The sequence below is a fragment of the Neobacillus solisequens genome (genome assembly GCF_051233465.1).
In the GTDB taxonomy this organism is placed as follows: domain Bacteria; phylum Bacillota; class Bacilli; order Bacillales; family Cytobacillaceae; genus Neobacillus.
The window spans coordinates 95304-120684 of record NZ_JBKFGJ010000019.1 but is presented as its reverse complement, the minus strand read 5'-3'; the positions used below and the strand labels follow the sequence as shown (position 1 = coordinate 120684).

The following is a 25381-nucleotide window of genomic DNA, read 5'->3' as shown; positions in this document are numbered from 1 at the left end:
AAGTTAACAGAGCCTTATTTTTAAGGAGGAAAGGATTATGAGTTTCGACCATCAACAAATCGAAAAGAAATGGCAGCACAAGTGGGAAACAGAAAAGACGTTTAAAACAAGTGAAGAGCCTGGAAAAAGAAAGTTTTATGCATTAGACATGTTTCCATACCCTTCAGGTGCAGGTCTACACGTGGGACACCCGGAAGGCTATACCGCAACAGACATTTTATCTAGGTTAAAACGGATGCAAGGCTATAATGTTCTTCATCCAATGGGTTGGGATGCATTTGGATTGCCAGCTGAACAGTATGCATTAGATACAGGAAATGATCCAGCAGAATTTACGGCAAAAAATATTGATACCTTCCGCAGACAAATCAAAGCATTAGGATTTTCCTACGATTGGGACCGCGAAGTCAACACAACTGATCCTGGCTATTATAAATGGACTCAGTGGATTTTCCTTAAATTATGGGAAAAAGACCTTGCCTATATCGATGAAGTAGCGGTTAACTGGTGTCCTGCACTTGGAACAGTACTAGCAAACGAGGAAGTTATTGACGGAAAAAGTGAACGGGGCGGACATCCAGTTGAACGCCGTCCGATGAAGCAGTGGATGTTAAAGATTACTGCTTACGCTGATCGGTTACTTGAAGATCTTGAAGAGCTTGACTGGCCGGAAAGCTTAAAAGAAATGCAACGCAATTGGATTGGCCGTTCTGAAGGAGCTGAAGTAACCTTCAATATTGAGGGATATGAGGAAAGCTTTGCAGTATTTACTACTCGTCCTGACACCTTATTTGGGGCAACCTATGCGGTTTTGGCACCTGAACATGCATTAGTGGACAAAATAACAACCGCAGAACAAAAGGCTGCTGTTGATGCTTATTTAGAAGAGGTTAAAAGAAAGAGTGACCTTGAGCGTACAGACCTTGCCAAGGAAAAAACAGGTGTATTTACCGGGGCATATGCTATCAACCCGGCAAATGGAGAGAAAATGCCGATTTGGATTGCCGATTACGTATTAGTCAGCTATGGAAGCGGCGCAATTATGGCCGTACCGGCACATGATGAGCGCGACTATGAATTTGCCAAAACATTTAACCTGCCAATTAAAGAAGTTGTTGCCGGTGGAGATGTTGAAAAAGAAGCCTATAGCGGTGATGGGGAGCACGTTAACTCCGACTTCTTAAACGGTTTAAATAAAACGGACGCGATTCAAAAAATGATTTCCTGGCTTGAAGAAAAAGGGATCGGTACGAAGAAAGTAACTTATCGTCTTCGTGATTGGCTGTTTAGCCGCCAACGGTACTGGGGTGAGCCAATTCCAATTATTCATTGGGAAGATGGCACTACGACTGCTGTTCCGGAAGATCAGCTTCCATTGGTATTGCCAACGACAACCGAAATCAAACCGTCAGGCACTGGGGAATCACCACTTGCTAATATCGCTGATTGGGTAAATGTGGTTGATCCTGTAACAGGTAAAAAAGGCCGCCGTGAAACGAATACCATGCCGCAATGGGCTGGCAGCTGCTGGTATTACTTGCGCTATATCGATCCAACCAATGATCAGGCATTAGCTTCTGAAGAAAAATTAAAACAATGGCTTCCGGTTGATCTTTACATTGGTGGTGCCGAACATGCGGTCCTTCACCTATTATATGCTCGCTTCTGGCATAAATTCTTATATGATCTTGGCGTGGTATCAACAAAAGAACCATTCCAAAAGCTGTTTAACCAGGGAATGATTCTAGGTGAAAACAACGAAAAGATGAGTAAGTCCAAAGGTAACGTTGTGAATCCTGATGATATTGTTAACAGCCATGGAGCCGATACATTACGACTTTACGAAATGTTCATGGGCCCGCTTGATGCTTCTATCGCATGGTCAACGAACGGCTTAGACGGTTCAAGACGTTTCCTTGACAGAATCTGGCGTCTATTGGTCGAAGAAAACGGAGAATTGAATCCAAAAATTCAAGAGAATGAAGAATCTTCTAGCCTAGAAAAAGTCTATCATCTAACGGTTAAAAAAGTAACCGAGGACTATGAAGGCTTACGCTTCAATACGGCGATATCACAAATGATGGTATTCATTAATGAGGCTTATAAAGCAACTGTGCTACCAAAACAATACATGGAAGGCTTTGTGAAATTATTGTCTCCTGTTTGCCCTCATGTTACTGAAGAGCTTTGGGAGAAGCTAGGTCACTCAGAAACTATTTCTTATCAAGCTTGGCCAGCTTATGACGAAGCAAAGCTCGTGGATGATGAAGTGGAAATTGTTGTTCAGGTTAACGGAAAAGTGAAAGCAAAGTTAATGGTACCAACAGATGCAACAAAGGACGCTCTTGAAGGAATTGCCATGGGTGATGACCGTGTTAAAGAGCAAATTGAAGGAAAAACAGTCCGTAAAGTCATTACCGTTCCAGGGAAATTAGTCAATATAGTTGCGAACTAACGGATGTTGCATCCTCCTTTTTGGAGGATGCTCTTCTAAAAAGGGGATGGACAAAGAATGGAAGAAATTAAAATCATTACACCTGATGAATTAGAACAAAAGCTTGAGGCGGGGGAAAAACTTGAGCTTATTGATGTACGGGAAGACGAAGAAGTGGTTGAGGGTATGATACCAGGGGCAAAACACATTCGTATGGGAGATATCCCAGCTCACTTAGATTATTTTAATAAAGATAAGGAATATATCTTCATTTGCCGCTCCAGCCGTCGAAGTGAAAATGTCTGCTATTACTTGCAGGAGCAGGGATTTAAAGTCCGCAATATGATTGGTGGAATACTGGCTTGGAATGGAAAAGTTGAATAGTGAAAAAACCGATTCTGTAGAATCGGTTTTTTTATGAAGCCTGTGGGAGCCTTTGTTTATCCCGCATCATGGATATGATTAGGATAAACGGAACTATATTTATGGCAGCTAAAATGGTTCCCTGAACATCAGTCCCCATAAAGATCCAGTGTAACATGACAAATATATATATAATTGGGTTAAGGGCATGCAGCTTGCGCCATTTTTGCAAGCCGATTTTTTTTCGGGCTTTAGAGGTAAGGATCGTCATGATTAAAAAGTACATCGCTATAATACCAAGGGACATCGGGATTGGTTTATAGTCAGTGGCAAATGGCACTAAAACCTCGATCAGATTAAAGGTCATATATTTGTCCATTAACGTGACCACCACATGTCCAAAGGTTAGATAAAGCGCCCAGTCTGATAAGGCCTCATGTAAAAATAAAGTTCCTGACATATTTTGTTTTCGCTGTTTTTGAATCTGTGAATATAGCCCGGTAATCACAGATACATAAAGTAAGAGAAAAGCCACGATTCCGGTCGCTCTAATCACATACCACTCAAACATTTCCATCCTCAACTGCTCCTTTCCAAATCTCTCCGTTATCCAAGATTAACACTGCTTTTACCCCTTTTTTTTGAATTAAAACCTTTCCTTCATGTTTTCCTAAAAGCAGAACCGTCTTAGCTAAAACATCAGCCTCAACTGCTGTTGGCGCAGTGACAGTGGCTGAAACAATTGTACTGTCCGAAGGCAAACCAGTTCTTGGGTCAATTAAATGATGTTTCTGTTTTCCATTTACAGACCATTTTCTTTTTGCAGAGGTAGAAGTGGCTAGGGCACCAGTTTTTATCTGAATGGAGGACAACAAGGATGATCCTTCAAAGGGATTTTCAATTCCGATATTCAACGAACGGGGCAGAGTGCCAAAAATACGAATATCCCCTCCGACATTCATAAAACCAAAGCCTATTTTGTCCAACAGCTCAGTGGCGCGATCGATGACCCAGCCCTTGGCAATACCACCAAGATCAATTTTTGTATGAAGTGTAACGGTTTGTTTCGTTTCATTTATTGTATAAGGCCGAACTTGAACAGCTGCTGCAACGCCTAGAGATGGCATGTCCAAATCCTGACCCCGGATCACTTCTATGGAATCTGCGTAACCATTTATTTCGAGGTTTTCAAGAATACCAGGATGAAAGAGTCCATCTGTTTCTTGGAAAAATTCTTCTGCTCTAGCTAATAGGGCAAACAATTCATTTGAAACAAGAAACTCTTGATCCAAGTGACGATTCAAATTGGAAAGTTCACTATTTTGCTTAAAGCGGCTGCACGTATCTTCAATAAATTCAAAAAGTTTATAGATTGGCATTAAATCATTTGCAAACATTTCTCGATTGATACATATTTTTACAAGTGTACTCATTGAGTTAAATTGATAGGTAAACATCAAGTGCCTCCCGTAGTGGTGTCAAATCCACCATGGTGTCCAAAAGATGGTCCGCCGCTCGAGAATTGCCCGCTTTGTTGATCATTACTATAATAAGACCCGTCTAGCTGATCACTGTTATATGCTGAGGAGTCTTGTTGGTCATTACCAAAAAATGAACCGTTATTATTAGTAGGACTTTGTTGATTGTATTGGGAGGATTGCTTTCCACTAATACCTTGGGTAGGTCCCTGACCTTGCTGCAGGTTGGAGTTACCCTGCGGTTGATTAGAATTAGTACTTGCTTGGCCTTGCCCTTGATTTAAAGTTGTTTGGCTATTGGAGCTATATCCGTTTGTCAGGCCAAGATAGGAAACCATTCCTGCAACTAATGCTAGACTTCCAAAACTTACACCCCATGATATTTTCTTCTTTTTATCCAATTATGATTTCTCCCTTCTTAAATGGCTTTGTCTTTATGGGATATAAATTACTCCCTTAAACTTAAAAAAGTCTTAACTTTATTCAGAAGTTAATTTTTAATATTTAGAAAATTTGCCTATACTACTAAAAAAGAGAGAGGGAGTTAAACCATGATTCAAGTAAAATTATTTGACAGGGAGCATGAGAAAGATTTAGAGAAAGAAATGAATCGATTTTTAAAAGGGTTGGAAGAAAAGAGTTTGTTGGACATTAAATACAATGTAGCAGCGTTTCCTGAAGAGGATGAAGAGGAGCAAATTTATTGCTTTTCAGCGATGATTATTTATCGGGCCTGATGAGTCAGACCCGCTTCTTTTTCGCAGACAAGGCTGCATTTGTACCTGCCAATCTGCCAGTAACCAGTGCAGAAGTAATATTATAGCCTCCTGTATAACCGTGGATATCAAGAATTTCTCCGCAAAAATATAAACCGTTCGTAAGTTTTGAACCCATTGTTTTCGGGTCGACTTCTTTTACGGAGACTCCGCCTCCGGTAACAAATGCCTTTTCCAGTGGCAGAGTACCATTTACTTTTATGGTGAAATGCTTACAGGCTTTAGCGAGCTGGCGGATTTTTTCATTGGAAATGGTTCCGCCTTGTTCGGAGACATCAATACCGACATGTTCCAGTAGAAATAGCAGATATCGTTCCGGTAAAAGACCTTTTAACGTGTTTTTCAGACTTTTCTTAGGCTCTGCCTTTACGAGTTTCACAATTTCTTGAAAAACCAGTACCTCCGTTTTGTCTGGGACAACATCTAGGCTCATCATTACTTCTGGGAGATTCCATTTTTTCTTTGCCTTTACAACAAACTGGCTGCACCGAAGAACGGCCGGACCGCTGAGACCGAAATGAGTGAAAATCATATCCATTCGATGAGAAATGATGGGTTTTCCCTTTGGGTTTAGGACACTTAATTCAATGTCGCGCAACGATAAACCTTGTAAAGTTTTGTTTTTTATAAATGGTTCGTTTGAAGTAACCGGCACCTCCGTTGGAAACAGCTCGGTAACCGTATGTCCTGCTTTTTCAGCCCATGCATAGCCATCACCAGTCGAACCGGTGTGTGGGACTGATTTTCCTCCAACGGCAATCACAATGGATTTTGCCTTTATGGTTTGCCCATCACGTAATGTAACAGAGGAAACGTGTCCGTCGTCATATTGGATATCGCCGACTGCACAATTTTTAAACACTTTAACCTGAAGTTTTTCCAATTGAATTAACAGCGCATCTACAACAGACTGTGCTTGATCGGATACGGGGAACATTCGGCCATGGTCCTCTTCCTTAAGAGCAATACCTAACTTTTCAAAAAAGCGAATGATGTCTTCATTATTAAAAATTGAAAATGCACTGTATAAAAATTTTCCATTGCCTGGGATATGCTTGATAATATCTTCGATAGGGAGCCGGTTCGTCACGTTACAACGGCCACCCCCGGAAATGGCCAGCTTTCTGCCAAGCTTGTCCCCTTTATCGATTAATAAGACAGTTGCGCCTTTTTCACCAGCGGCAATAGCAGCCATTAATCCTGATGGACCGCCGCCAATAACAATTACATCAAATTCCATAATTACACCAACTTTAAGTAGATTCACTTCATTATAAACAAAACTCACAGAATTAAAACGATTGCCACGAGATTTTAATAAAAATCATCAAGTTGTTAGTGGCATCAGGGAACAAAGAGTTGTAAACTACTAATAGTGTGCAAAAAAGGTCGAATTTTTTATTACGTGCACATTTATGTTTTTGTGCACAGATGAGTAGGAAGGGATTCTATGCAATCTAAGCTATTACGTGGGACGTTTATTTTAACCTTTGGAACGATTCTTTCCAAAGTGCTCGGATTAATTTACGTTATTCCATTCTTTCAAATAGTTGGTCGGGAAGGGACCGTTTTATATCAATTTTCTTATGTTCCTTATACCATTTTTATCAGTATTGCGACAGCCGGTGTTCCGCTTGCGGTCTCAAAATTTATCTCCAAATATAATGCACTGGAGGAATATGCGGTCGGACGGAAGCTGTTTAAATCCGGATTGGCGATTATGCTGGCAACCGGTTTTGTTGCCTTTCTAATCATGTATCTGGCTGCACCGACTTTAGCAGAAATGAGTATTGACGGTGAAAAGGCCAATCTAAGTGATGTTACGACTGTTATGCGAGCTGTCAGCTTTGCCTTAATTGTTGTCCCTTTTATGAGTTTGATTAGGGGATATTTTCAAGGACACCAATCAATGGGCCCGTCCGCTTTGTCACAAGTAGTGGAACAAATTGTAAGGATCGTATTTGTTCTATTAGGGGCCTATGTGGTTCTGCATATGTTTCATAGGAAAATGGTAACAGCAGTCAGCGTTGCAACATTTGCTGCATTTATCGGTGCCATTGGCGGACTCCTCGTACTGTTCTGGTACTGGTATAAGCGGAAACCGCATTTAGACGAACTGTTGCAACATGATAAAGGCACGATGGATGTGTCGTTGAAAGAAATATATAAAGAAATTTTTATTTATGCATTTCCGTTTGTTTTAGTAGGGATTGCTAACCCATTGTTCCAGGCAATTGACCAATTTACCTTCAGTAGAGCTATGGCAGAAATCGGGATCAAATCCAAAGTAGCGGAGTCGTTTTTTTCTATTTTAAATTTTGAATCGCACAAAATTGTGATTATCCCAGTATCCTTGGCAACTGCCTTTTCATTAACATTAGTTCCGAGTATCACAAAATCGTTTGTGGAGGGCCATAGAGATAACTTAACTAATCAGTTGAATCAGACGTTCCAGGTTTTATTATTTCTTACCTTACCTGCTTCGATTGGTCTGTCTTTACTTGCTGAGCCGGTTTATACTGTATTTTATCAGCACGATGCAATCGGTACGGAGGTTTTACGGGCATATGCTCCTGTAGCCATTCTTTTTTCCTTGTATTCTGTTACGGCGGCAATTCTTCAAGGGATTAATGAGCAGCGATTTACAGTATTAAGTTTGCTGATTGGGTTATTAATAAAATTAGCTTTAAATATTCCTTTGATCAAATTGATGGAAACCAGAGGAGCTGTCCTAGCTACGACACTAGGTTATTCGGCGGCTATTATTATCAACATCATCGTCATTAAAATCTACTCCCGGTATCAATTTCGGTTTGTCTGGCGAAGAAGTCTACTTATTGCTATTTTTGCAGGATTAATGTGGATTGGAACGGAGCTTACGTATAAAGGTTTATTATTATTTTTATCTCCAGCTTCCAAAATGCAAGCAGTGGTCATTATTTTAGTCAGTGCTATGGCAGGGGCAGGAATTTATTTCTATTTTGGCTTAAAATCAAGTCTGATCCGCCGTTTATTTGGCGATAAAGTCGACCGGATCATGGTAAAATTAAAAATTCCGGGAAGGAAGAAGTCTGTTGAGAATTGATAAATTGCTGGCCAATTTGGGGTACGGCAGCAGGAAAGAAGTCAAGCAGCTTTTAAAAAGCGGTGCTGTTAAGGTAGATGATAAAATGGTAAAAGATGCCAAACAGCACGTTGATCCCAATACACAAACTGTCACCTTAAACGGTGAAGTAATTGAATATAAAGAGTTCATATACCTAATGATGAACAAGCCTCCAGGTGTGCTTTCTGCAACGGAAGATTATGCTGGTGAAACGGTCATTGATTTGTTAGAACTAGAAGATCAAGTGTATGAGCCGTTCCCTGTCGGTAGACTGGACAAGGATACAGAAGGCCTGCTGTTGATTACCAATGACGGTCAATTGGCTCATCGCTTACTCTCGCCAAAAAAACATGTTCCCAAAACCTACTTTGCAGTCATCGACGGGGAAGTCACCGAGGACGATGTGACTGCCTTTGCAAGGGGAGTAGTACTTGATGATGGGTACGAAACAAAGCCAGGTGAATTAAAAATCCTTAAATCAGGGATTCGCTCCGACATCGAACTCACCATCACGGAGGGAAAATTTCACCAAGTAAAGCGGATGTTTCAGGCTGTCGGAAAGCGCGTTGTTTATTTGCAACGGATTTCCATGGGCCCGCTTCAATTGGACGAAACACTTGAACTTGGGGAGTATCGGGAGTTAACAGATGAAGAAATGGAGTTATTGTTGGAGAACAAGGAAAAATAATTAAAAAGGAAAAGTCCTAGAGTTTTCAGCTCAAGGACTTTTTTTATTGCTACTATCTTCAAAAAAGTTATACTCTCGAATATTTTTAATCCACAATTTTGCATTTTTTCCGTCGGTATCAGCAATCCACAAATCTCTCTTTATTTCGGCCACATCTTTAATTCTCAGCCAAGTAATTTTGTTAATCGAGGATAGATAGCTTGGATTGTAATCACCAAAGTCCCTGGGTGGATTAGTTATTTTTGCTTGCTGTTGATTTCCTATCTTAATCAAAAATAGTGAAGGATCAGGTCGCTTTTTAGGGTCGTTCGACCATTCCGTTTCCTTTACCCTAGAAACTATTAGTGAATGGTCAGCCTTCCAAGTGAATCCCAACTCTGCAAAATATTTCGGAGTCAAATTTATAGAAGTAAAGGCAGGGAGTTCCGTCACCTTCATGTTCTTATTTTTAAAACCAAACACAATCCTTCCGCCGCCTGCAATATATCCTAGGCGATTTAGATGAGGTGCCCATTTAGCTACTCCTTCACCGTTTGTTTCATCAATCACCTCGAAATGTTGACCGTCAGACGAAATGATACAGACAAAATCACTATCCATCGACCAAGATGCTGTTGGACTGACAATAAAGGAGATCCATTTTCCGTCAGGAGAGAACAGGAACCTTGTAGCATCAATCGCCAACAAACTAACATTGCCCTTTTTTAACTCACTGGGGATTGTAAAAAGTTTGGTCACATTTTTGGTTAAACTGGTGGATGCGTCCAAATTCCTTTCTAACCCTATTTTAAAAAGAACTGGATTTGTCCAGCCATCCGGCCTTAAGGATGCTCCTGAAGCCGCAATAAAAGAACGTCCATCTGGGTACCACCCGAAATCTCCTACACCAAGTGCAATATTGTAAAATCGGTCGAGATTGGAAATATTTAATACCCCGCCGATTTTAAACGCAAGAAGGTTTTCAACAGGAGACCATTGGGGATTATATCCCTCAATAGCAATTCGTTTATGTTTTTTCGTTTCCACATTGTATACCCAGAGTTCCGTTGGATTTTCGCTCTCCCCTGAAACTTCCTTTTTAGATTCAACCTGGTAGGCAACCCATTTGCCGTCATGAGACCACTGTGGTTGATAGGTATATTTTGAGCCAACATGGGTTATTTTTTTCTCCTCTCCATTCATTTTTAACCAAAGATACCCATCCCTGATAAATGCAACCCTGATGGTTTCTTCGATTGGTTTTGCCTGAGCGAAAACCGGCAATATAATTAAAAAAATCAGTAATAGACTTACCTGTTTTTTCATAATGTCACCTCATCCTTAATGTTTATCAATGGGGATGAAATAACGTTGTAAATAAATGGTAATTATTGAAGCAACTATATCTGGGTAACTTAATAAAAAAGTTTTATAAGGGGATATGTTTATGAAATTAACACACGAGAAAGCGATTGAGTTGCACGGCTTTAACAACCTGACAAAATCATTAAGTTTCAATATGTACGATATATGTTATACAAGAACGAAAGAAGAAAGGGAGGCTTATTTACAGTATATTGACGATCAATATAGTGCTGAAAGGTTAACAAAAATCTTGAAGAATGTATCAGATATTATCGGAGCGCATGTGTTAAATATTGCCAGCCAAGATTTCGAGCCGGCGGGGGCAAGTGTCACGCTTCTAGTATCAGAGGCACCGGTTCAACATGGAACCTCTGAGGTTTTCGAGGAATCTCCGGGACCGTTGCCGGAATCCGTTGTCATGCAGTTAGATAAAAGCCATATTACGGTTCATACATATCCTGAATACCATCCAGATGAGGGAATCAGTACGTTTAGGGCGGATATCGATGTTTCGACTTGTGGTGAAATTTCTCCGCTTAAGGCGCTTCATTATTTAATCCGTGCGTTCGAAACGGACGTCATGATCATTGATTATCGTGTCCGCGGGTTTACTCGGGATAAGGATGGCTATAAATTATTTATTGATCACGAGATTAGTTCCATTCAAAACTATATCCCAGAAGATGTTAGCGAGTTATTTGACATGATCGATGTCAATGTATATCAGGAGCATATTTTTCATACAAAATGCAAGTTAAGGGAATTTGATTTGAATAACTATTTATTTGGCTATACGAAAGACAAACTTTCACCTGAGGAGCATATTGAAATTACCGAAAGAATTAAATTAGAAATGGACGAAATTTTTTATGGAAAAAATATCGTCTAACAGGGATTTAATAAGCAGTATATGTCTCCCCCATACATTTAGTGGGGGATTGCCCAAGCGATTCTGTATAACCCTCAATAATAAGGGAATCATTTAGGTGACTTTACATTATGTAGAGTGCCTTTATTTTTTGCTGAAATCTTACATAATCATGTCGAGGGTCGTCAATCGAAAATCGATAGGATCCTTTAAGAACATAAAACTCAATAAATAACAATTGACGTGAAACCAAAAGGTGTTATATATTTTAAAAGTGAAACAAAATAGTTCTATAATAACCGTTCAGGGGGAAAGCAAACATGGCAAATGAAACCTTACAAGATATTAAGTACACGGAAATTTACAATGCACCAATTACAAAAGTATGGGATGCAGTAGCGACCTCTGAGGGGCTAGCTGCCTGGTTTATGCCAAATGATATGCAGCCAGTGGAAGGACATGAGTTCCATTTAAATGCCGGTCAGTTCGGTATGTCCCCTTGTAAAGTTACGGAGGTAGACCCGCCAAACCGCTTGGCTTTTAAATGGGGCAAGGATTGGACTCTTACATTTGAATTAAAGGACTTAGATGGTAAAACTGAATTTACAGTGATTCATTCCGGCTGGGATGCAAACCAAGTGACCGAGTTTGGTGCACCACATACCGTTATTCGCAGCAACATGAACCAAGGATGGGCTGGCCTTGTGAGAAAATTGCAGGGATATGTTGAGGTGTAAATAAATGGCAGCTGCATCATCTGCAAAGCATGATGTGTTTCAGGCCATTTCTGATCCAAACCGCAGAAGGATGCTAAAGCTGTTAAGTGATCAGGAACTGCCAATAACCGCCATTACGAAACACTTCCCCATGAGTCGAACCGCCGTATCCAAGCATTTAAAAGTACTAGCTGATGCCGGGCTGGTACATGAAAGGAAGGTCGGTCGGGAGACTAGGTTTATACTTGAACCAATTCCATTATTTGAGGTAAAAGATTGGCTTCAGTTTTTCGAGCTATTTTGGGAAAACAAACTAACTGCGTTAAGACGCTTTGTTGAAACAGAACAGGATTCCCAGCCAACTAATACCGAGAAACGCATAGCATTAGTAGAGCTTGACCATAAAAATTAGATAGAAAACAAGGAGTCAGCCTATTAAATAGCTGACTCCTTGTTTTGGTTAAGGGAAAGATTGGTTGTATGGATTCGCTTTTTGCCATAGAAAAAAGATAACACAACAAGAATAAGTAACGTTGAAATAGAAACAATTGATCCAATCACGTTATTAGGATTAAGCAAGAATCCGATAAAAATAGCCCCTAATGAAACAACCGCAAAAATGGTGGTAAAAGGAAACCATTTGACCTTAAAATGAGGTTGATCTTGATATAACGGGCGGAGCTTTAATTGTGCAGCACATATGCCAATCCAGAGTAACATTACTGTGAATCCAGGAATCGTCATAAGGTAACCGATCACTTGTCCTGGGGTTAAGTAAGCTAAATATACTCCTGCAGCAATACAGATGCTTGTCATCATGATTCCGGTAATAGGAGTTCCATTCTTGGATGTTTTCTCTAACCATTTTGGAGCAATACCGCTTTGGGCCATCGAAAATAATGTCCTCGAAGTTGCGTAGATTCCTGAATTAGCCGCAGAGAGTACTGCAGTTAATAGAACAAAATTCATGATATGAGCGGCACCTGGCAAACCTGTCGCGCCAAAGACCTGTACAAACGGGCTATCTGCGCCAGTAACCTTATCCCATGGCATGATTCCACAAATAATTAAAATCGGCAGAATGTAAAAAATGATGACCCGCCAAACCGCCCCTTTTATGATAGAAGGCAGGACACGTTCACTTTCTTTCGTTTCCGTAACCGCGACCCCGATTAGTTCGGCACCACCGTATGAAAACATTACCACCAAAAAGGCACTGAACATACCGCTGATTCCATTAGGGAAAAACCCACCGTGATTGGTATAGTTTGAAATGGGATGATGCAAACCGCTTGGTATGATTCCAAATAATAGGGAAAATCCTAATAATATAAAAGCAATCAAAGCAAGGATTTTGATGCCTGCGAACCAAAATTCCAGTTCTCCATAGTATTTGACCTGGAATAAATTGATCCCTACAATGACAATGGCACAAATGAAGCTAAGCAGCCATAATGGAGTATCCGGCAGCCAAAATTGCAGAAAACTTCCAGCGGCTAATAGCTCAACAACCGTGACAAGAATCCAGTTGATCCAATAGAGCCAACCCACTATAAAGGAAACACGATCCCCAAAGGCTTTATGGATTAAATGCTGAACATTGTGATTGGGGTGTGCCAAAGCCATTTCACCTAAAGCAGCCATAACAATAAACAGGATAAGACCGCCAATTAAATAAGTAAAAATGACACTAGGGCCGGCAATATGTAATGTGTCAGAGCTTCCTTTGAAAATTCCAGTTCCAATCATGCCTGCAAGGGCAATAAATTGAACGTGACGGGGCAATAAACCCTTTTGTAAATTTTGCTGATTCTTTTTCATGATATGCCCCTTTCTTTTTCGCTTAAACGCTTTTAAGCGATAAAGTATTTGTTCTATTAATATAGCATATTTATAAAGGTTGTCAATTTGGAAAGCGAAAAATATGAGTTCCTCTATGGTAAATATTTTAAAAATAATAGTAATAATATTCTGTAAAAATAGTATCTAGTTTTTTAAAACAAGGCTCTGTTAAACTTGTCTGTTGATTTCCGCTCCAGGTGCAAGCGGTTCGTGGGCGTTTCGGCGAGCCTCTTCGGCGCTTGCGCCTGCGGGGTCTCTCCAGAACCGTACTCCCACAGGACATTGATTATCTCCCTAGAATTCGCCCACGCACGAAGGAAATGCGTTAGCATTTTCGAGGAGTCTTCGCACCTTCCGCTCCAATCAACAGAGTGTAAAAAATCAACACTGTTCTTTAACACAGCCTAAAACAAAATAAATAGCACGCATTTATTTAGCGTGCTATTAGAATTCATATATAAGTTGTATTTTCAAAGTTAAGACGACAACTTCACCTTCTTTTGAGTCGTTGTCCATTTTCCACGGCTTGGGCTTAAAACTAAATCATTATAGGCTAAAACATTTAAATCACGTTGTATCGTGCGAGGAGTGATACCAAATTCCTCTACAAGTTCCTGCGTAGTGACAGTACCGTTATCGCGAATAAACATGTAGATACATTTGATGCGGTTTAACATCCGGTTAGTTGAAGGCTTCAAAGAACCACTCCCTATCCTTTTTTCAAACCTATGGCAAAACCCTGTATACCGACAGCCTATTGAAGAATCATCTTCAGGAATATGTAGTTTTCTTTTCCCCACAGACATCTCCTTTACATGGGTTGGAGTGAAAACCTAGATGTCATACATCTAACCTTATTGTACCCATAATTTCAGAAAATTTCTACCAATAAATATAAATTTAAAATAATTGTCGAATTTGATTTGGAATGTCACCTCCGTGTTATCCACTTACTATAGGGTATGGGTGTTGGTACCTGGATTATGATTAATTATTGGAATTTTTAGACAAAAAATATTTTAAAAAAAGGATCTATTAAACTAGTATGTTGATTTCCGCTCCAGGCACTTACGGTTCGTGGGCGTTTCGGCGAGCCTCCTCGGCGCTTGCGCCTGCGGGGTCTCTCCAGAACCGTACTCCCACAGGACATTGATTATCTCCCTAGAATTCGCCCACGCACGAAGGAAATGCGTTAGCATTTTCGAGGAGTCTTCGTGCCTTCCGCTCCTATCAACAGGGTTTAAATTCAACAGTATTCTTTAACATAGCCTAAAAAAAAAGAAGTGGGACACTCCACTTCTTTTTCTACTCAGGCTGAAACAAATCGGTTGAAAGATACCTTTCCCCTGAGTCGCTGGCAATGCAAACGACAACGTCATCGGGTGACAATCGTTTTGCCACCTCTATTGCCGCATAGCAGGCTGCCCCGGATGAAGGACCAACCAAAATCCCTTCTTCTTTCGCAAGCCTCCGCGATATATCATACGCATCTTCGTCAGAGACTTGAAAAATTTCATCATATACTTGTTGGTTTAAGGTTGCCGGTATAAACCCTGGGCTTGTTCCTACTAACTTATGTTTCCCTGGTTTACCTCCCGATAAAACCGGTGATCCTTTAGGCTCAACAACATGAACAGTTAAGTTTTGATAGTGTTCTTTTAAAGCTTCTCCTGTACCGGTAATAGTGCCACCAGTCCCGGCAGCTCCAACAAACGCTGAAAGAGGCTTACCAATTTCGTTCATCGCCTCTATTATTTCACGGGCTGTGGTCGTGCGATGGGCATCTGGATTTGCTGGATTTTCGAATTGCATCGGAATAAAACTGTTTGGAATTTCTTTGGCCAATTCCTGTGCTTTTTTGATTGCTCCCGGCATTTTTTCATCTCCAGGAGTGAGAACAACTTGCGCGCCGTAAGCCTTCAATATATTTATACGTTCCTGTGTCATTGTATCGGGCATAATAATAATAGACTTATAGCCACGTGCCGCCGCATTCATTGCGAGGCCAATCCCAGTATTTCCACTTGTCGGTTCAATAATGGTAGCTCCAGCGGTTAATGTACCGGCTTTTTCCGCCTCCATAATCATATTATAGGCAGCCCGGTCCTTCACACTTTTGCTGGGATTATAATGTTCAAGCTTTACATAAACCGCAGCACCATTCTTGGAACAAAGCGATTGTAATTTTACTAGTGGTGTATCTCCGATTAAATCAGCAATATTGTTGACGACTTTCATAAAAGGCATCCTTTCCTTTATCACTATATCTTCTATGATAAATAATTTTTCTATAGTTGTAAAAAATATCGGTTATCTTTTGCTCCAAATAGGTACAATGGTGTAAAAATAGACTAAAATAGATGAAAAGGATGAACCATGATGGAACAACGTTCGCACTATTTTTTTGCTGTAAAGCTTCCGAATGAAACAAAAAACATGATGAAGGGCCATATATTGGCATTAAAGGGGAGTTTACCCTTCAGCAGGTGGGTTCACCATGAGGACCTTCATATAACCCTTGCTTTTTTGGGCGGTGCTCCTGAGAGTAAATTGGCAAATGCCGATCTGTTGGTAAAAGCGGCGTTAAAAGATACTAAAGCTTTTCCATTGAAAATCAATAAGCTTGGTATTTTTGGAGATATAAAAAGCCCTAGAGTTTTTTGGGCTGATACGATGGAAAATGAAGAATTACAATTATTAAGAGGCCAGGTATTTTCTGCTTGTAAGGAAGTCGGTTTCCAACTGGAGTCAAGACCCTTCCGACCACACATTACCTTGGCCCGAAAGTGGGTAGGGGAGACAGTATTCCAACAGAGCCAATTAGAGTTATGGAATCAGCTGCAGCCAGAACCCTTGTCTTTTTTAGCAAATGAGGTAGTTTTATATCAGACCCACTTGCAAAAAACACCAAAATATGAAGCCGTTAGGACATATTCATTACAAACATAAGGGTTGATCTAATGAAACAAATCTACTTTATTGTTAATCCAAAAGCCAAAAATGGCCGCTGTGCTATGATCTGGAAAAGGCTTGAAGAACATTTAACTTCTGAGAAGATAAACTTTCTAGCCTTTTTTACAGAATACCCGGGACACGCTAAAAAAATTGCGAATGGTATTGCTAAAAACAATGATCATGAAAAGGTTATGATCACCGTTGGCGGTGACGGAACCATGCATGAAGTCATGAATGGAGTAATAAAGCATAAACATATCACTCTAGGTTTTATTCCTGGCGGTTCCGGTAATGATTTTTCCAGAGGTTACTTGATTCCGTCAGAGCCACTTGAAGCTTTAAAGGTGCTGCTTCGTTTAATAAAACAAGAGCCTTATTTGGTAGATTGTGGTAAGATCGACCATGAAGACAATACGGAACATTTTTTTATCAACAATATGGGGGCAGGCTTTGACGCGCTGGTTGCGCTTAAGGTGAATCAATCACGGATGAAAGCCCTATTAAACAAGCTGGCTCTTGGTCGTCTAGTTTATGTGTATTTCCTGCTCAAAGAACTATTTACGTATAAAACTTCAACGACTCATTTATTAATTGATGGGCAAAGGCATATATTTGAACAAACATGGTTTGTAACCGTTTCAAATCAACCCTTTTATGGTGGTGGCATGAAGATTGCACCTGCCGCTGATCCGCAAGACGGATTACTTGATATAACGGTTGTTCATCAATTATCGAGATTTAAATTATTACTTGTATTTATCAGTGTATACTGGGGAAAACATATATTTTTCAATGAAGTAAAAACATTTAAAGGGAAAAAAATCTCCATTGAATCCTCACATACGCTGAGTGCTCATGGAGATGGCGAGCAAATTGGATCAACACCATTATATATTCACGTGCAAAAACATTCCCTCCAAGTATTAACACGGAGGAGAAATGCGGAGGAAGTTGATGTGAAAGAGAGTGACACAAATGAACTCCATTGAAAGAAAGTTCTTTGCCTATTTGGATGAGATGAACATCGTTACCATTCTTCTACCTCTTTCTTATCACCAGGGTGTTTCATCTTCTTTCACGATTTTAGAGGATTCGGTTAAAACTCTTCTTCCAATTAAGCAGAACCTAATTATTGAACATTTTTATAAATATATTTGTCACTTGCCCATCGATATTGGTTTTGGAAAACAATATTGGATCATGGATGACCATGGTAATAAAACAGATCTACAAATAGGAGCAGTGATCCGAACGGAGGCCTTCGATCAAACCTTTTATTATGATGGTGATGATTTAGGAATTGTTTATAATCATGAAAGAACCAGTTTTAAGCTCTGGGCACCGACGGCCATACAGGTCAAATTAAAACTGCGTCCGCCTAATACTCAATATTCGGAAATTGTCAAAATGAAACGGACTGATACAGGTATTTGGCAGATATCAGTCAACGGTGATTTAGAGTGTTATCAATATAGCTTTCTAATCCAAATAAATCAGGAATGGCGTGAGGCCGTTGATCCTTATGCCACAGCTGTCACAGCTAATGGAGAGCTAGGAGTAATTGTAGATCTGAATAAAACAAGAAAGCCTAAATTGGAGCTCCCACCTTTATTAAGTCCTGTCGATGCGATTATTTATGAAACACATATCCGCGACTTTACTATTCACCCAGATAGTGGTGTAACCCAAAAAGGTACTTACCTAGGGGCGGGGGAATTAAATACAAAAGGCTCCGATGGAGAGTTGACTGGTTTATCTTATGTAAAGGACTTGGGGATTACACATCTTCAGTTTCTCCCATTTCATGATTTTGCTGGTGTAGATGAGGTGAACGGCAAGCAGGAGTACAATTGGGGATATAATCCTCTCCATTTTAATGCTCCTGAAGGCAGTTATTCCACAAATCCCTCAGACCCATATTCACGCATCACTGAATTAAAACAGTTAATTGAGCGAATTCATCAAGCTGGACTCCGAATCATAATGGACGTAGTCTATAATCATGTATTTATCCGTGAAGAATCTTCCTTTGAAAAAGTAGTGCCAGGTTATTACTTTCGCCATAATGAGCTAGGTCTTCCTTCCAATGGTACTGGTGTAGGAAATGACTTGGCATCGGAAAGAAGAATGGTCCGAAAATTAATCACCGATTCCATTCGGTATTGGATTGAAGAGTATCATATTGATGGTTTCCGCTTTGATCTGATGGGAATCTTGGATGTTGAAACGATGAATGAAGTGCGCCAGGTTTGTGACAGTTTCAATAAGGAAATGGTCATTATTGGAGAAGGATGGGATTTAAATACCCCGTTGCCATTTGAAAAAAAAGCTATCATCGCTAACCAGTCTGTATTGCCACGAATTGGACATTTCAATGATCGGTTTCGTGACCATATGAAAGGAAATACCTTTGAATTGACGGACAAAGGGTATGGCTTGGGAAATGCAAAATTACTGGAGGCAGCAATAGAGGCGGTAACAGGCAGCATTGGATTAAAAAACAAGGATACCGGTTTATTTGCTGAGCCGTACCAATCCGTTAATTATGTAGAATGCCATGATAATCATACTCTTTGGGATAAATTAATCGTGAGTTTTCCACAAACCAGCGAAACAACACGGATGAGCTATCACCGGCTCCTTACTGGCTTGGTCATTTTGTCGCAGGGAATTCCTTTTCTTCACAGCGGTCAAGAGTTCTTTCGAACGAAGCAAGGAGATGGAAATAGTTACCGTTCTTCCGATGAGATTAATCGGCTTGATTGGGAGCGAAAAATGCATTATAAAGAGAATGTTGAATACGTAAAAGGTCTTATTCAAATTCGAAAAAATCTGTCCTGTTTTCGGCTAAAGACAGCTGAAGAAATTCGGCAGCGTTTTCATACGTTGCCGGTATCATCTCCGTTAATTGGATGTATATATAAAATGGATGATTACGAGGTTATTTTATTGATTAATCCTTCGCAATCAGCCCAATATGTATCGATTCCAGAGGGGGATTGGAGCCTAGTGGCTAACCACGAAATGGTGGGAATTACATCCAATGTGATGGTCAAGGATGGGGAAGTTAAGCTTGAAGCTATTTCTTTAAATGTTTTGTTAAAAAAATACTTGCCTGAGATTACTTGACGAAAAATGCCGATTGGGGATAAAATTTAGTAATATGGCTATTGTATGAAATGGTTTCAATAGCTTTTTTTTATGGGTAAATTAATTTTATTCCTCTGGATTGTAGATTTTATCTTGGTGGTTGGAAAACCAAAGAACGGCATAATTGAAGGTGAACAACTTTGGAACATATATTAGGGCAAGAGTGGGAAATTACTCCTGCTGGAGGCGCTACTGGCGAAGCGTTTTATGCAGAGTTTGAAGATCAAAGGCTCTTTTTAAAACGGAACTCTTCGCCATTTTTGGCGGTACTATCGGCAGAGGGCATTGTCCCCAAGCTTGTTTGGACGAAGAGATTGGAAAACGGTGATGTCATAACAGCTCAGCAATGGCTTGAAGGGCGCGAACTGAAGCCTGCTGATATGGAACAGAATCTGGTGGCAAAATTATTAAAAAAAATCCACTGTTCTGAACCAATGCTTGGCATGCTAAGCAGACTGGAAAAATCACCATTAAATCCGGAAATGATCTTTTACTCAATCATCAAAGACCTTGATGAAGAAGTACTTCAACTGCCTGAAGTATCAAAATCATTAAGTTTTTTAACGCAAGAAGTTAAAAATGTTTATTGTGATGAAAAGGTTGTTTGTCACGGAGATGTAAATCATAACAACTGGCTGCTTACAGAAGACAACCAGTTGTATTTAATTGATTGGGATGGCGCGATGATTGCCGACCCGGCAATCGATTTGGGTATGCTTCTTTATTGGTACATTCCCGAGGAAAATTGGCAGGAATGGCTTAGCATGTATGGTGAAGAGCTGACAGACCATTTAAAGCTTAGAATGAAGTGGTATGTAACCCTTCAAACTCTGTCTTCCATTCAATGGTATAAGAATAAAAACCGCCTTGAAGAAATGAATTACTGGATTGATTTTTTAAATAAACTCATTTAATCAGGAAAATTGTCCAATATCATTTACCCATTGTGACAGGTTCTCTTGGTTAGCCAGAATATGTTGATCTAGATCAGCAGTTTGCGCGCCATTCTGGCTGTATTGATACACTTCTTGCAGGATGCTTTTAACATTTTGATCAATTTGTGTATTGACCATAAGTGATTTTACCAATCGTTCCAACTGTTCGCATTCAGCCACTGATCCACAGCAATCCGTTTGGTGATTATTTAAGATATCTCTTAGTAATGTTACTTGATCGGCATGACTTAACGGCATAATGCTACACCCTTTCAACTTAAGTTTAAAAAAGGAATTCACCTTTAGGGTGTGGATTCTTTTTTTGTTTATTCACTTGCATCAGAAAAAGCTTTCATGATATGGTTTGAACGAAATATGTGTTAGGAGTGTCAACATGAGACTTAGAAATAAACCTTGGGCAAAAGAAATGATTGAACAGCATCCTCAATATATTGTCCCAAATCCGGAAATGAATAAAGGAAAATGGCAGGAAGTTTTTAACAATCAAAATCCGCTTCATATTGAAGTTGGAACTGGAAAAGGTCAATTTTTAATTGGAATGGCAAAGGCTAATCCGGATATCAATTATATAGGCATTGAATTGTTTAATAGTGTCATTGTTGTGGCACTTGAACGTCTGGTGGAAGCTGAGCTGCCTAATTTAAAGTTATTAAATGTAAATGCTGCTGATCTTGGTAAATATTTTGCTAAAAATGATGTGGAACGTGTTTATTTGAATTTTTCTGATCCTTGGCCGAAGAAACGTCATGCCAAAAGAAGATTAACTTATAGAGATTTCTTAAAGCTATATGAAGATGTTATGGTGGATGGGGGCGAGATTCATTTTAAAACGGATAATCAGGGGCTGTTTGAATCATCGCTGATGAGTTTTTCGGAGTATGGTCTATTGTTAAAGTTTATTAGCCTTGATTTGCATAATAGTGACTATGAAGGCAATATTATGACGGAATATGAACAGAAATTTTCAGAAATGGGCAATCGGATATACCGCTGTGAAGTTAAATATCAAAATGTTCAAGATGACAGTTCTAAATAGAGCTGTCTTTTTTTTATTTCCATGCTCTATTGCAGGGTGTTGTTTATTTCCGCTCCAATCACAAGGTGTTAATATACATTATGCTTCCATCTTACCTTTTCCAATATTATCCGATAGTGTTACACTTATCTTACTAGAAAAAAGGGGGCATGTAAGATGGAATCATTATCGATTGGGAAGGTGCAATTAACCTGGCTTGATGGGGGTATGACGAATTTAGATGGCGGTGCCATGTTTGGGGTTGTTCCTAAACCATTATGGTCTAAAAAATATCCGGCAAATGAGAAGAATCAGATTGAACTTCCTACTGATCCAATCTTTATACAGGTTGATGGGAAGAACTGTCTAGTCGAATCTGGGCTTGGAAAAGGCAAATTGACCGAAAAACAGTTAAGGAACTTTGGGGTTACAAAAGAATCTAATTTGGAAGCATCTTTAGAAAGTTTAGGACTAAGTCCCGAGGAAATTGATTATATTTTCATGACACATATGCATTTTGATCATGCCTGTGGATTAACAAAATTGGTTGATGGGGAGTATGTGTCAGTGTTTCCTAATGCCAAAATTATCACTTCTAAAGTGGAATGGGATGAAATGAGGTCTCCTAATATTCGGTCAAAAAATACATATTGGAAAGAAAATTGGGAGGCAATAGCTAACCAGGTGGAACCATTTGAAGAAAAATGGACAATGGGGCCGATTACTATGGTCCATACCGGCGGGCACAGTAATGGACACTCGATTCTAATGATCGAGGATGGCGGTGAAATGGCCATTCACATGGCCGATTTGATGGCGACTCACGCCCACCAGAACGTGTTGTGGGTCATGGCATATGATGATTATCCGATGGATTCCATTTATGCAAAGGAAAAATGGCAGCAGTACGCTATGGAGAAAAATGCCTGGTTTACCTTTTACCATGACGCCTTTTACCGGGCTGTAAAATGGGGTGCCGATGGGCAGATTGTTGAAAGTCTAAAAAGAAACAGATAATGTAAAGCCGCATCTGCAAAAGATGCGGCTTTTGATTAGGAGGCTTGCGTGTCCTCTGTTATTTTATTTACTTCTAAGAGAGTTCCAGTTAAAGCATCTGCGACAAATTCAAACTGTTCATTTACTCCATCTTGATTCTTAGAAATACCACCTTTATATACCTGGTACTGAATATGTTGTTTTTCAAAAGGTTCTGCCACCATATGGATCCATGAGCCGCTGATGGATCCGTTTTGCTTAAATTGTTTCTTGACCTGTTCTAGTACTTTTTCTGGTGAGACCTTTGTCTTTTGACTCACTATTTGCGTAGCCGCATAGCCGCCCAATGCACCTATAGCGGCCCCTATTAAAAACGATTTCCATTTCATTTCATAAACCCCCAGACCCTATGATAATTGGAAAAAATTACATCATTACTCCCGCTTTTAGTATAACTTATTTTTCTCACAGAAGATAATAATTTATAAAAATGGAAAGAGTGAACATTATTCTGTAAAATAAAGGTGAATATACATAAATATTAATGAAAAAACCAAAAGGAGCAGGACAATGAACGAACAAACACTTAAACTGTTTCAAACGCTGACAGAACTTCCTGGTGCACCGGGTAATGAACATTTAGTTCGAAAGTTTATGAAGGAACAATTGTCCTTATACTCGGATGAAATCATTCAGGATAAATTGGGAAGTGTTTTTGGAGTAAAAAGAGGCAGTGAAAAAGAACCTGTCGTCATGGTGGCGGGACATATGGATGAAGTCGGCTTTATGGTAACGGCCATTACCGACAACGGTATGCTGCGCTTCCAACCACTAGGCGGATGGTGGAGCCAGGTTCTCCTAGCACAGAGGGTGCAAATTATGACTCCGAATGGACCAATTATAGGCGTTATTGGTTCCATTCCTCCACATTTACTGGATGAGTCTAATAAAAATAAGCCAATGGACATTAAAAATATGCTCATTGACATCGGTGCAGACGATCGTGCCGATGCCGAACGAATTGGAATTAAGCCGGGGCAGGCCATCCTCCCAATCTGCCCGTTTACCCCTATGGCCAACGAGAAGAAAATTCTCGCAAAAGCGTGGGATAACCGATATGGCTGTGGATTAGCCATTGAATTGCTTCAGGAGCTTAAAGACGAAACATTGCCAAATACCTTATTTTCAGGGGCAACCGTTCAGGAAGAAGTAGGACTAAGAGGGGCACAAACAGCGGCAAACATGATTAACCCAGATATCTTTTTTGCGCTTGATGCCAGTCCGGCAAACGATATGAGCGGTGATAAGAAAGAATTTGGACAGCTTGGAAAGGGAACTTTGCTTCGTATCCTTGATCGATCAATGGTCACTCACCGGGGAATGCGGGAATTTGTTCTTGATATGGCTGAAACTCATAACATTCCCTACCAGTATTTTGTGTCCCAGGGAGGCACAGATGCCGGACGTGTTCATCTTTCCAATCATGGCGTTCCAAGTGCGGTTATTGGCGTATGTTCACGTTATATCCATACACATGCATCAATCGTTCATGTTGATGATTATGCAGCAGCGAAGGAATTGGTCATTAAGTTGGTTAAAGCGTGTGATAAAACAACTGTAGAAACAATTAAAGCTAATAGCTAACAATCAGGGAGGCATGACGAATGCCTCCTTTGGACTGTATGAAAAGAGGGAAGGCAACATGAAAATAATTATAGGTTCAAAAAATCCGGCAAAAATTTCTGCCGTAAAAAATAGTTTTCAAGATGCCGAAGTGCTGGCATTGGATATCCCTTCAGGTGTAAACGACCAGCCGTTTTCCGATGAGGAAACGATCCAAGGGGCTATCAATCGCGCTAAAGGTGCATTAGAGTCGGGGCAAGGTGATCTTGGAATTGGTCTTGAAGGTGGAGTTCAAGAAACTCCTAATGGGTTGATGATCTGTAACTGGGGAGCATTGGTGACTCGACATGGAGAACCGATTATTGCAGGCGGGGCTAGATTCTCACTTCCGGAGGAAATTGCCATTCGATTGCGGGCAGGAGAAGAGCTTGGACCCGTCATGGAGAATTACGCCAATAAGAAAAATGTTCGAAAACTTGAAGGTGCCGTGGGCATTTTTACAAATGGAATGATAAATCGCTCAGAGATGTTTACCCATGTCATGAAGTTGTTGGTTGGACAATGGGAATATCAAAATAAGTGATATGGAATAATAGACTCGAGGTATTTTAATGGACTGTACATTCCTATGACTGTTATGATTTAAATGAGACCATCAAAAGTCAGTATTGTAATGGGGGCGTTGAAAGATGAAACATTTAGAATCAATGGAGCAATTCGAGCAGTTGCGAGAAAACGGAAAGACCATTTTTATGTTTTCCGCTGATTGGTGCCGTGACTGCCGATTTATCGAACCATTTATGCCGGAAATTGAAGCTAAATATCAGGACTATACGTTTATTCATATTGATCGTGATCAATATATTGATTTATGCCAGCAACTTGACGTATTTGGCATTCCAAGCTTTATTGCTTTCGAAAACGGCAAAGAACTTGGCCGATTCGTTAGCAAAGATCAAAAGACTCAAGAGGAAATCGAAACGTTTATTACCGGATTAAAATAAAACAGCAAAAAAACCTCCATCTCCCTTTTGGAGAAGGGGGTTTTTTTGCTGTAAAATAGGCGTAGGT

General features: G+C 40.0%; 27 protein-coding genes. 17 read left to right on the top strand and 10 right to left on the bottom strand.

What is annotated here, in order from left to right; translation table 11 throughout:
• Window positions 1–37 precede the first annotated feature (37 nt).
• Together leuS and ACI3K6_RS18245 are read left to right on the top strand one after the other, a co-directional pair.
• Window positions 38–2455, top strand: coding sequence for a leucine--tRNA ligase (leuS, locus tag ACI3K6_RS18250; RefSeq protein WP_435555952.1), 2418 nt, complete (start codon window positions 38–40; stop codon window positions 2453–2455).
• Between the two features lie 57 nt (window positions 2456–2512).
• Window positions 2513–2818, top strand: a complete 306-nt coding sequence (locus tag ACI3K6_RS18245) for a rhodanese-like domain-containing protein (RefSeq protein ID WP_435555951.1) — start codon at window positions 2513–2515, stop codon at window positions 2816–2818.
• 31 nt (window positions 2819–2849) lie between these two features.
• On the opposite strand, the gene ACI3K6_RS18240 is transcribed toward ACI3K6_RS18245, so the two are convergent.
• Genes ACI3K6_RS18240 through ACI3K6_RS18230 form a run of 3 tightly spaced genes read right to left on the bottom strand, consistent with a single transcriptional unit; the run spans window position 2850 to window position 4676 of the window.
• On the bottom strand, window positions 2850–3374 hold the full coding sequence (locus tag ACI3K6_RS18240) for a ferric reductase-like transmembrane domain-containing protein (protein WP_435555950.1): 525 nt from the start codon (window positions 3372–3374) through the stop codon (window positions 2850–2852).
• Complete coding sequence (locus tag ACI3K6_RS18235) at window positions 3361–4254, bottom strand: FAD:protein FMN transferase (RefSeq protein ID WP_435555949.1); 894 nt, start codon at window positions 4252–4254, stop codon at window positions 3361–3363. Before ACI3K6_RS18235 ends, ACI3K6_RS18240 begins: the two co-directional genes overlap by 14 nt.
• Window positions 4254–4676: a hypothetical protein gene (locus tag ACI3K6_RS18230; protein ID WP_335474413.1), complete on the bottom strand. Its 423-nt coding sequence runs from the start codon at window positions 4674–4676 to the stop codon at window positions 4254–4256. The genes ACI3K6_RS18235 and ACI3K6_RS18230 overlap by 1 nt, the downstream gene beginning before the upstream one ends.
• Window positions 4677–4826: 150 nt before the next feature.
• Here ACI3K6_RS18230 and ACI3K6_RS18225 point away from each other — a divergent pair, with 150 nt between their 5' ends.
• Window positions 4827–5012 (top strand): sporulation protein Cse60, encoded by a 186-nt coding sequence (locus ACI3K6_RS18225; RefSeq protein ID WP_335474415.1) that lies wholly within the window; start codon window positions 4827–4829, stop codon window positions 5010–5012.
• Window positions 5013–5016: 4 nt separating this feature from the next.
• On the opposite strand, the gene ACI3K6_RS18220 is transcribed toward ACI3K6_RS18225, so the two are convergent.
• Window positions 5017–6291 carry a BaiN/RdsA family NAD(P)/FAD-dependent oxidoreductase gene (locus ACI3K6_RS18220; protein WP_435555948.1) on the bottom strand — a complete coding sequence of 425 codons (1275 nt, stop codon included), beginning with the start codon at window positions 6289–6291 and terminating at the stop codon, window positions 5017–5019.
• A 210-nt stretch (window positions 6292–6501) separates the two neighbouring features.
• Between ACI3K6_RS18220 and ACI3K6_RS18215 the strand changes: the two genes are divergently transcribed.
• Together ACI3K6_RS18215 and ACI3K6_RS18210 are read left to right on the top strand one after the other, a co-directional pair.
• Window positions 6502–8136, top strand: a complete 1635-nt coding sequence (locus ACI3K6_RS18215; RefSeq protein ID WP_435555947.1) for a putative polysaccharide biosynthesis protein — start codon at window positions 6502–6504, stop codon at window positions 8134–8136.
• Window positions 8126–8845, top strand: a complete 720-nt coding sequence (locus tag ACI3K6_RS18210) for a pseudouridine synthase (RefSeq protein WP_435555946.1) — start codon at window positions 8126–8128, stop codon at window positions 8843–8845. The genes ACI3K6_RS18215 and ACI3K6_RS18210 overlap by 11 nt, the downstream gene beginning before the upstream one ends.
• Before the next feature lie 30 nt (window positions 8846–8875).
• On the opposite strand, the gene ACI3K6_RS18205 is transcribed toward ACI3K6_RS18210, so the two are convergent.
• Window positions 8876–10150: a TolB family protein gene (locus tag ACI3K6_RS18205; RefSeq protein ID WP_435555945.1), complete on the bottom strand. Its 1275-nt coding sequence runs from the start codon at window positions 10148–10150 to the stop codon at window positions 8876–8878.
• A 121-nt stretch (window positions 10151–10271) separates the two neighbouring features.
• On the opposite strand from ACI3K6_RS18205, the gene speD reads away from it, so the two are divergent.
• From speD to ACI3K6_RS18190, 3 genes are all read left to right on the top strand, one after another.
• Window positions 10272–11078, top strand: a complete 807-nt coding sequence (speD, locus tag ACI3K6_RS18200; protein ID WP_435555944.1) for an adenosylmethionine decarboxylase — start codon at window positions 10272–10274, stop codon at window positions 11076–11078.
• Window positions 11079–11377: 299 nt separating this feature from the next.
• Window positions 11378–11794 (top strand): SRPBCC family protein, encoded by a 417-nt coding sequence (locus ACI3K6_RS18195; protein WP_435555943.1) that lies wholly within the window; start codon window positions 11378–11380, stop codon window positions 11792–11794.
• A 4-nt stretch (window positions 11795–11798) separates the two neighbouring features.
• Entirely contained in the window at window positions 11799–12185 is a 387-nt protein-coding gene (locus ACI3K6_RS18190) for an ArsR/SmtB family transcription factor (protein ID WP_435555942.1), read from the top strand.
• 23 nt (window positions 12186–12208) lie between these two features.
• Here ACI3K6_RS18190 and ACI3K6_RS18185 read toward each other — a convergent pair whose 3' ends face one another.
• The 3 genes from ACI3K6_RS18185 to cysK all read right to left on the bottom strand — a co-directional run bounded on the left by ACI3K6_RS18185 (window position 12209) and on the right by cysK (window position 15853).
• The gene (locus tag ACI3K6_RS18185) at window positions 12209–13594 is read right to left on the bottom strand and encodes an amino acid permease (RefSeq protein WP_435555941.1); all 1386 of its coding nucleotides are present in this window, start codon (window positions 13592–13594) and stop codon (window positions 12209–12211) included.
• Window positions 13595–14091: 497 nt separating this feature from the next.
• Complete coding sequence (locus ACI3K6_RS18180) at window positions 14092–14313, bottom strand: DeoR family transcriptional regulator (RefSeq protein ID WP_335474438.1); 222 nt, start codon at window positions 14311–14313, stop codon at window positions 14092–14094.
• Window positions 14314–14920: 607 nt separating this feature from the next.
• On the bottom strand, window positions 14921–15853 hold the full coding sequence (gene cysK, locus ACI3K6_RS18175) for a cysteine synthase A (protein ID WP_435555940.1): 933 nt from the start codon (window positions 15851–15853) through the stop codon (window positions 14921–14923).
• Window positions 15854–15994: 141 nt separating this feature from the next.
• Here cysK and thpR point away from each other — a divergent pair, with 141 nt between their 5' ends.
• The 4 genes from thpR to ACI3K6_RS18155 all read left to right on the top strand — a co-directional run bounded on the left by thpR (window position 15995) and on the right by ACI3K6_RS18155 (window position 20634).
• The gene (gene thpR / locus ACI3K6_RS18170; RefSeq protein ID WP_435555939.1) at window positions 15995–16564 is read left to right on the top strand and encodes an RNA 2',3'-cyclic phosphodiesterase; all 570 of its coding nucleotides are present in this window, start codon (window positions 15995–15997) and stop codon (window positions 16562–16564) included.
• A gap of 11 nt (window positions 16565–16575) precedes the next feature.
• Window positions 16576–17559 carry a diacylglycerol/lipid kinase family protein gene (locus ACI3K6_RS18165; RefSeq protein ID WP_435555938.1) on the top strand — a complete coding sequence of 328 codons (984 nt, stop codon included), beginning with the start codon at window positions 16576–16578 and terminating at the stop codon, window positions 17557–17559.
• Window positions 17546–19699, top strand: a complete 2154-nt coding sequence (gene pulA, locus ACI3K6_RS18160; protein ID WP_435555937.1) for a type I pullulanase — start codon at window positions 17546–17548, stop codon at window positions 19697–19699. Before ACI3K6_RS18165 ends, pulA begins: the two co-directional genes overlap by 14 nt.
• Window positions 19700–19860: 161 nt before the next feature.
• The gene (locus ACI3K6_RS18155) at window positions 19861–20634 is read left to right on the top strand and encodes a phosphotransferase family protein (RefSeq protein ID WP_335474450.1); all 774 of its coding nucleotides are present in this window, start codon (window positions 19861–19863) and stop codon (window positions 20632–20634) included.
• Here ACI3K6_RS18155 and ACI3K6_RS18150 read toward each other — a convergent pair whose 3' ends face one another.
• Window positions 20635–20913 carry a YtzH-like family protein gene (locus ACI3K6_RS18150; protein WP_435555936.1) on the bottom strand — a complete coding sequence of 93 codons (279 nt, stop codon included), beginning with the start codon at window positions 20911–20913 and terminating at the stop codon, window positions 20635–20637.
• A 136-nt stretch (window positions 20914–21049) separates the two neighbouring features.
• On the opposite strand from ACI3K6_RS18150, the gene trmB reads away from it, so the two are divergent.
• Together trmB and ACI3K6_RS18140 are read left to right on the top strand one after the other, a co-directional pair.
• Complete coding sequence (gene trmB, locus ACI3K6_RS18145; RefSeq protein ID WP_335474454.1) at window positions 21050–21712, top strand: tRNA (guanosine(46)-N7)-methyltransferase TrmB; 663 nt, start codon at window positions 21050–21052, stop codon at window positions 21710–21712.
• Window positions 21713–21868: 156 nt separating this feature from the next.
• Window positions 21869–22708: a YtnP family quorum-quenching lactonase gene (locus ACI3K6_RS18140; protein WP_435555935.1), complete on the top strand. Its 840-nt coding sequence runs from the start codon at window positions 21869–21871 to the stop codon at window positions 22706–22708.
• 35 nt (window positions 22709–22743) lie between these two features.
• On the opposite strand, the gene ACI3K6_RS18135 is transcribed toward ACI3K6_RS18140, so the two are convergent.
• Window positions 22744–23076, bottom strand: a complete 333-nt coding sequence (locus ACI3K6_RS18135; RefSeq protein WP_435555934.1) for a PepSY domain-containing protein — start codon at window positions 23074–23076, stop codon at window positions 22744–22746.
• A gap of 181 nt (window positions 23077–23257) precedes the next feature.
• On the opposite strand from ACI3K6_RS18135, the gene ACI3K6_RS18130 reads away from it, so the two are divergent.
• The 3 genes from ACI3K6_RS18130 (at window position 23258) to ACI3K6_RS18120 (ending at window position 25314) form a co-directional block, all read left to right on the top strand.
• The gene (locus tag ACI3K6_RS18130; RefSeq protein WP_435555933.1) at window positions 23258–24331 is read left to right on the top strand and encodes a M42 family metallopeptidase; all 1074 of its coding nucleotides are present in this window, start codon (window positions 23258–23260) and stop codon (window positions 24329–24331) included.
• A gap of 58 nt (window positions 24332–24389) precedes the next feature.
• Window positions 24390–24893, top strand: coding sequence for a DUF84 family protein (locus tag ACI3K6_RS18125; RefSeq protein WP_335474462.1), 504 nt, complete (start codon window positions 24390–24392; stop codon window positions 24891–24893).
• A gap of 106 nt (window positions 24894–24999) precedes the next feature.
• Window positions 25000–25314, top strand: coding sequence for a thioredoxin family protein (locus ACI3K6_RS18120; RefSeq protein WP_335474464.1), 315 nt, complete (start codon window positions 25000–25002; stop codon window positions 25312–25314).
• Window positions 25315–25381 lie beyond the last annotated feature (67 nt).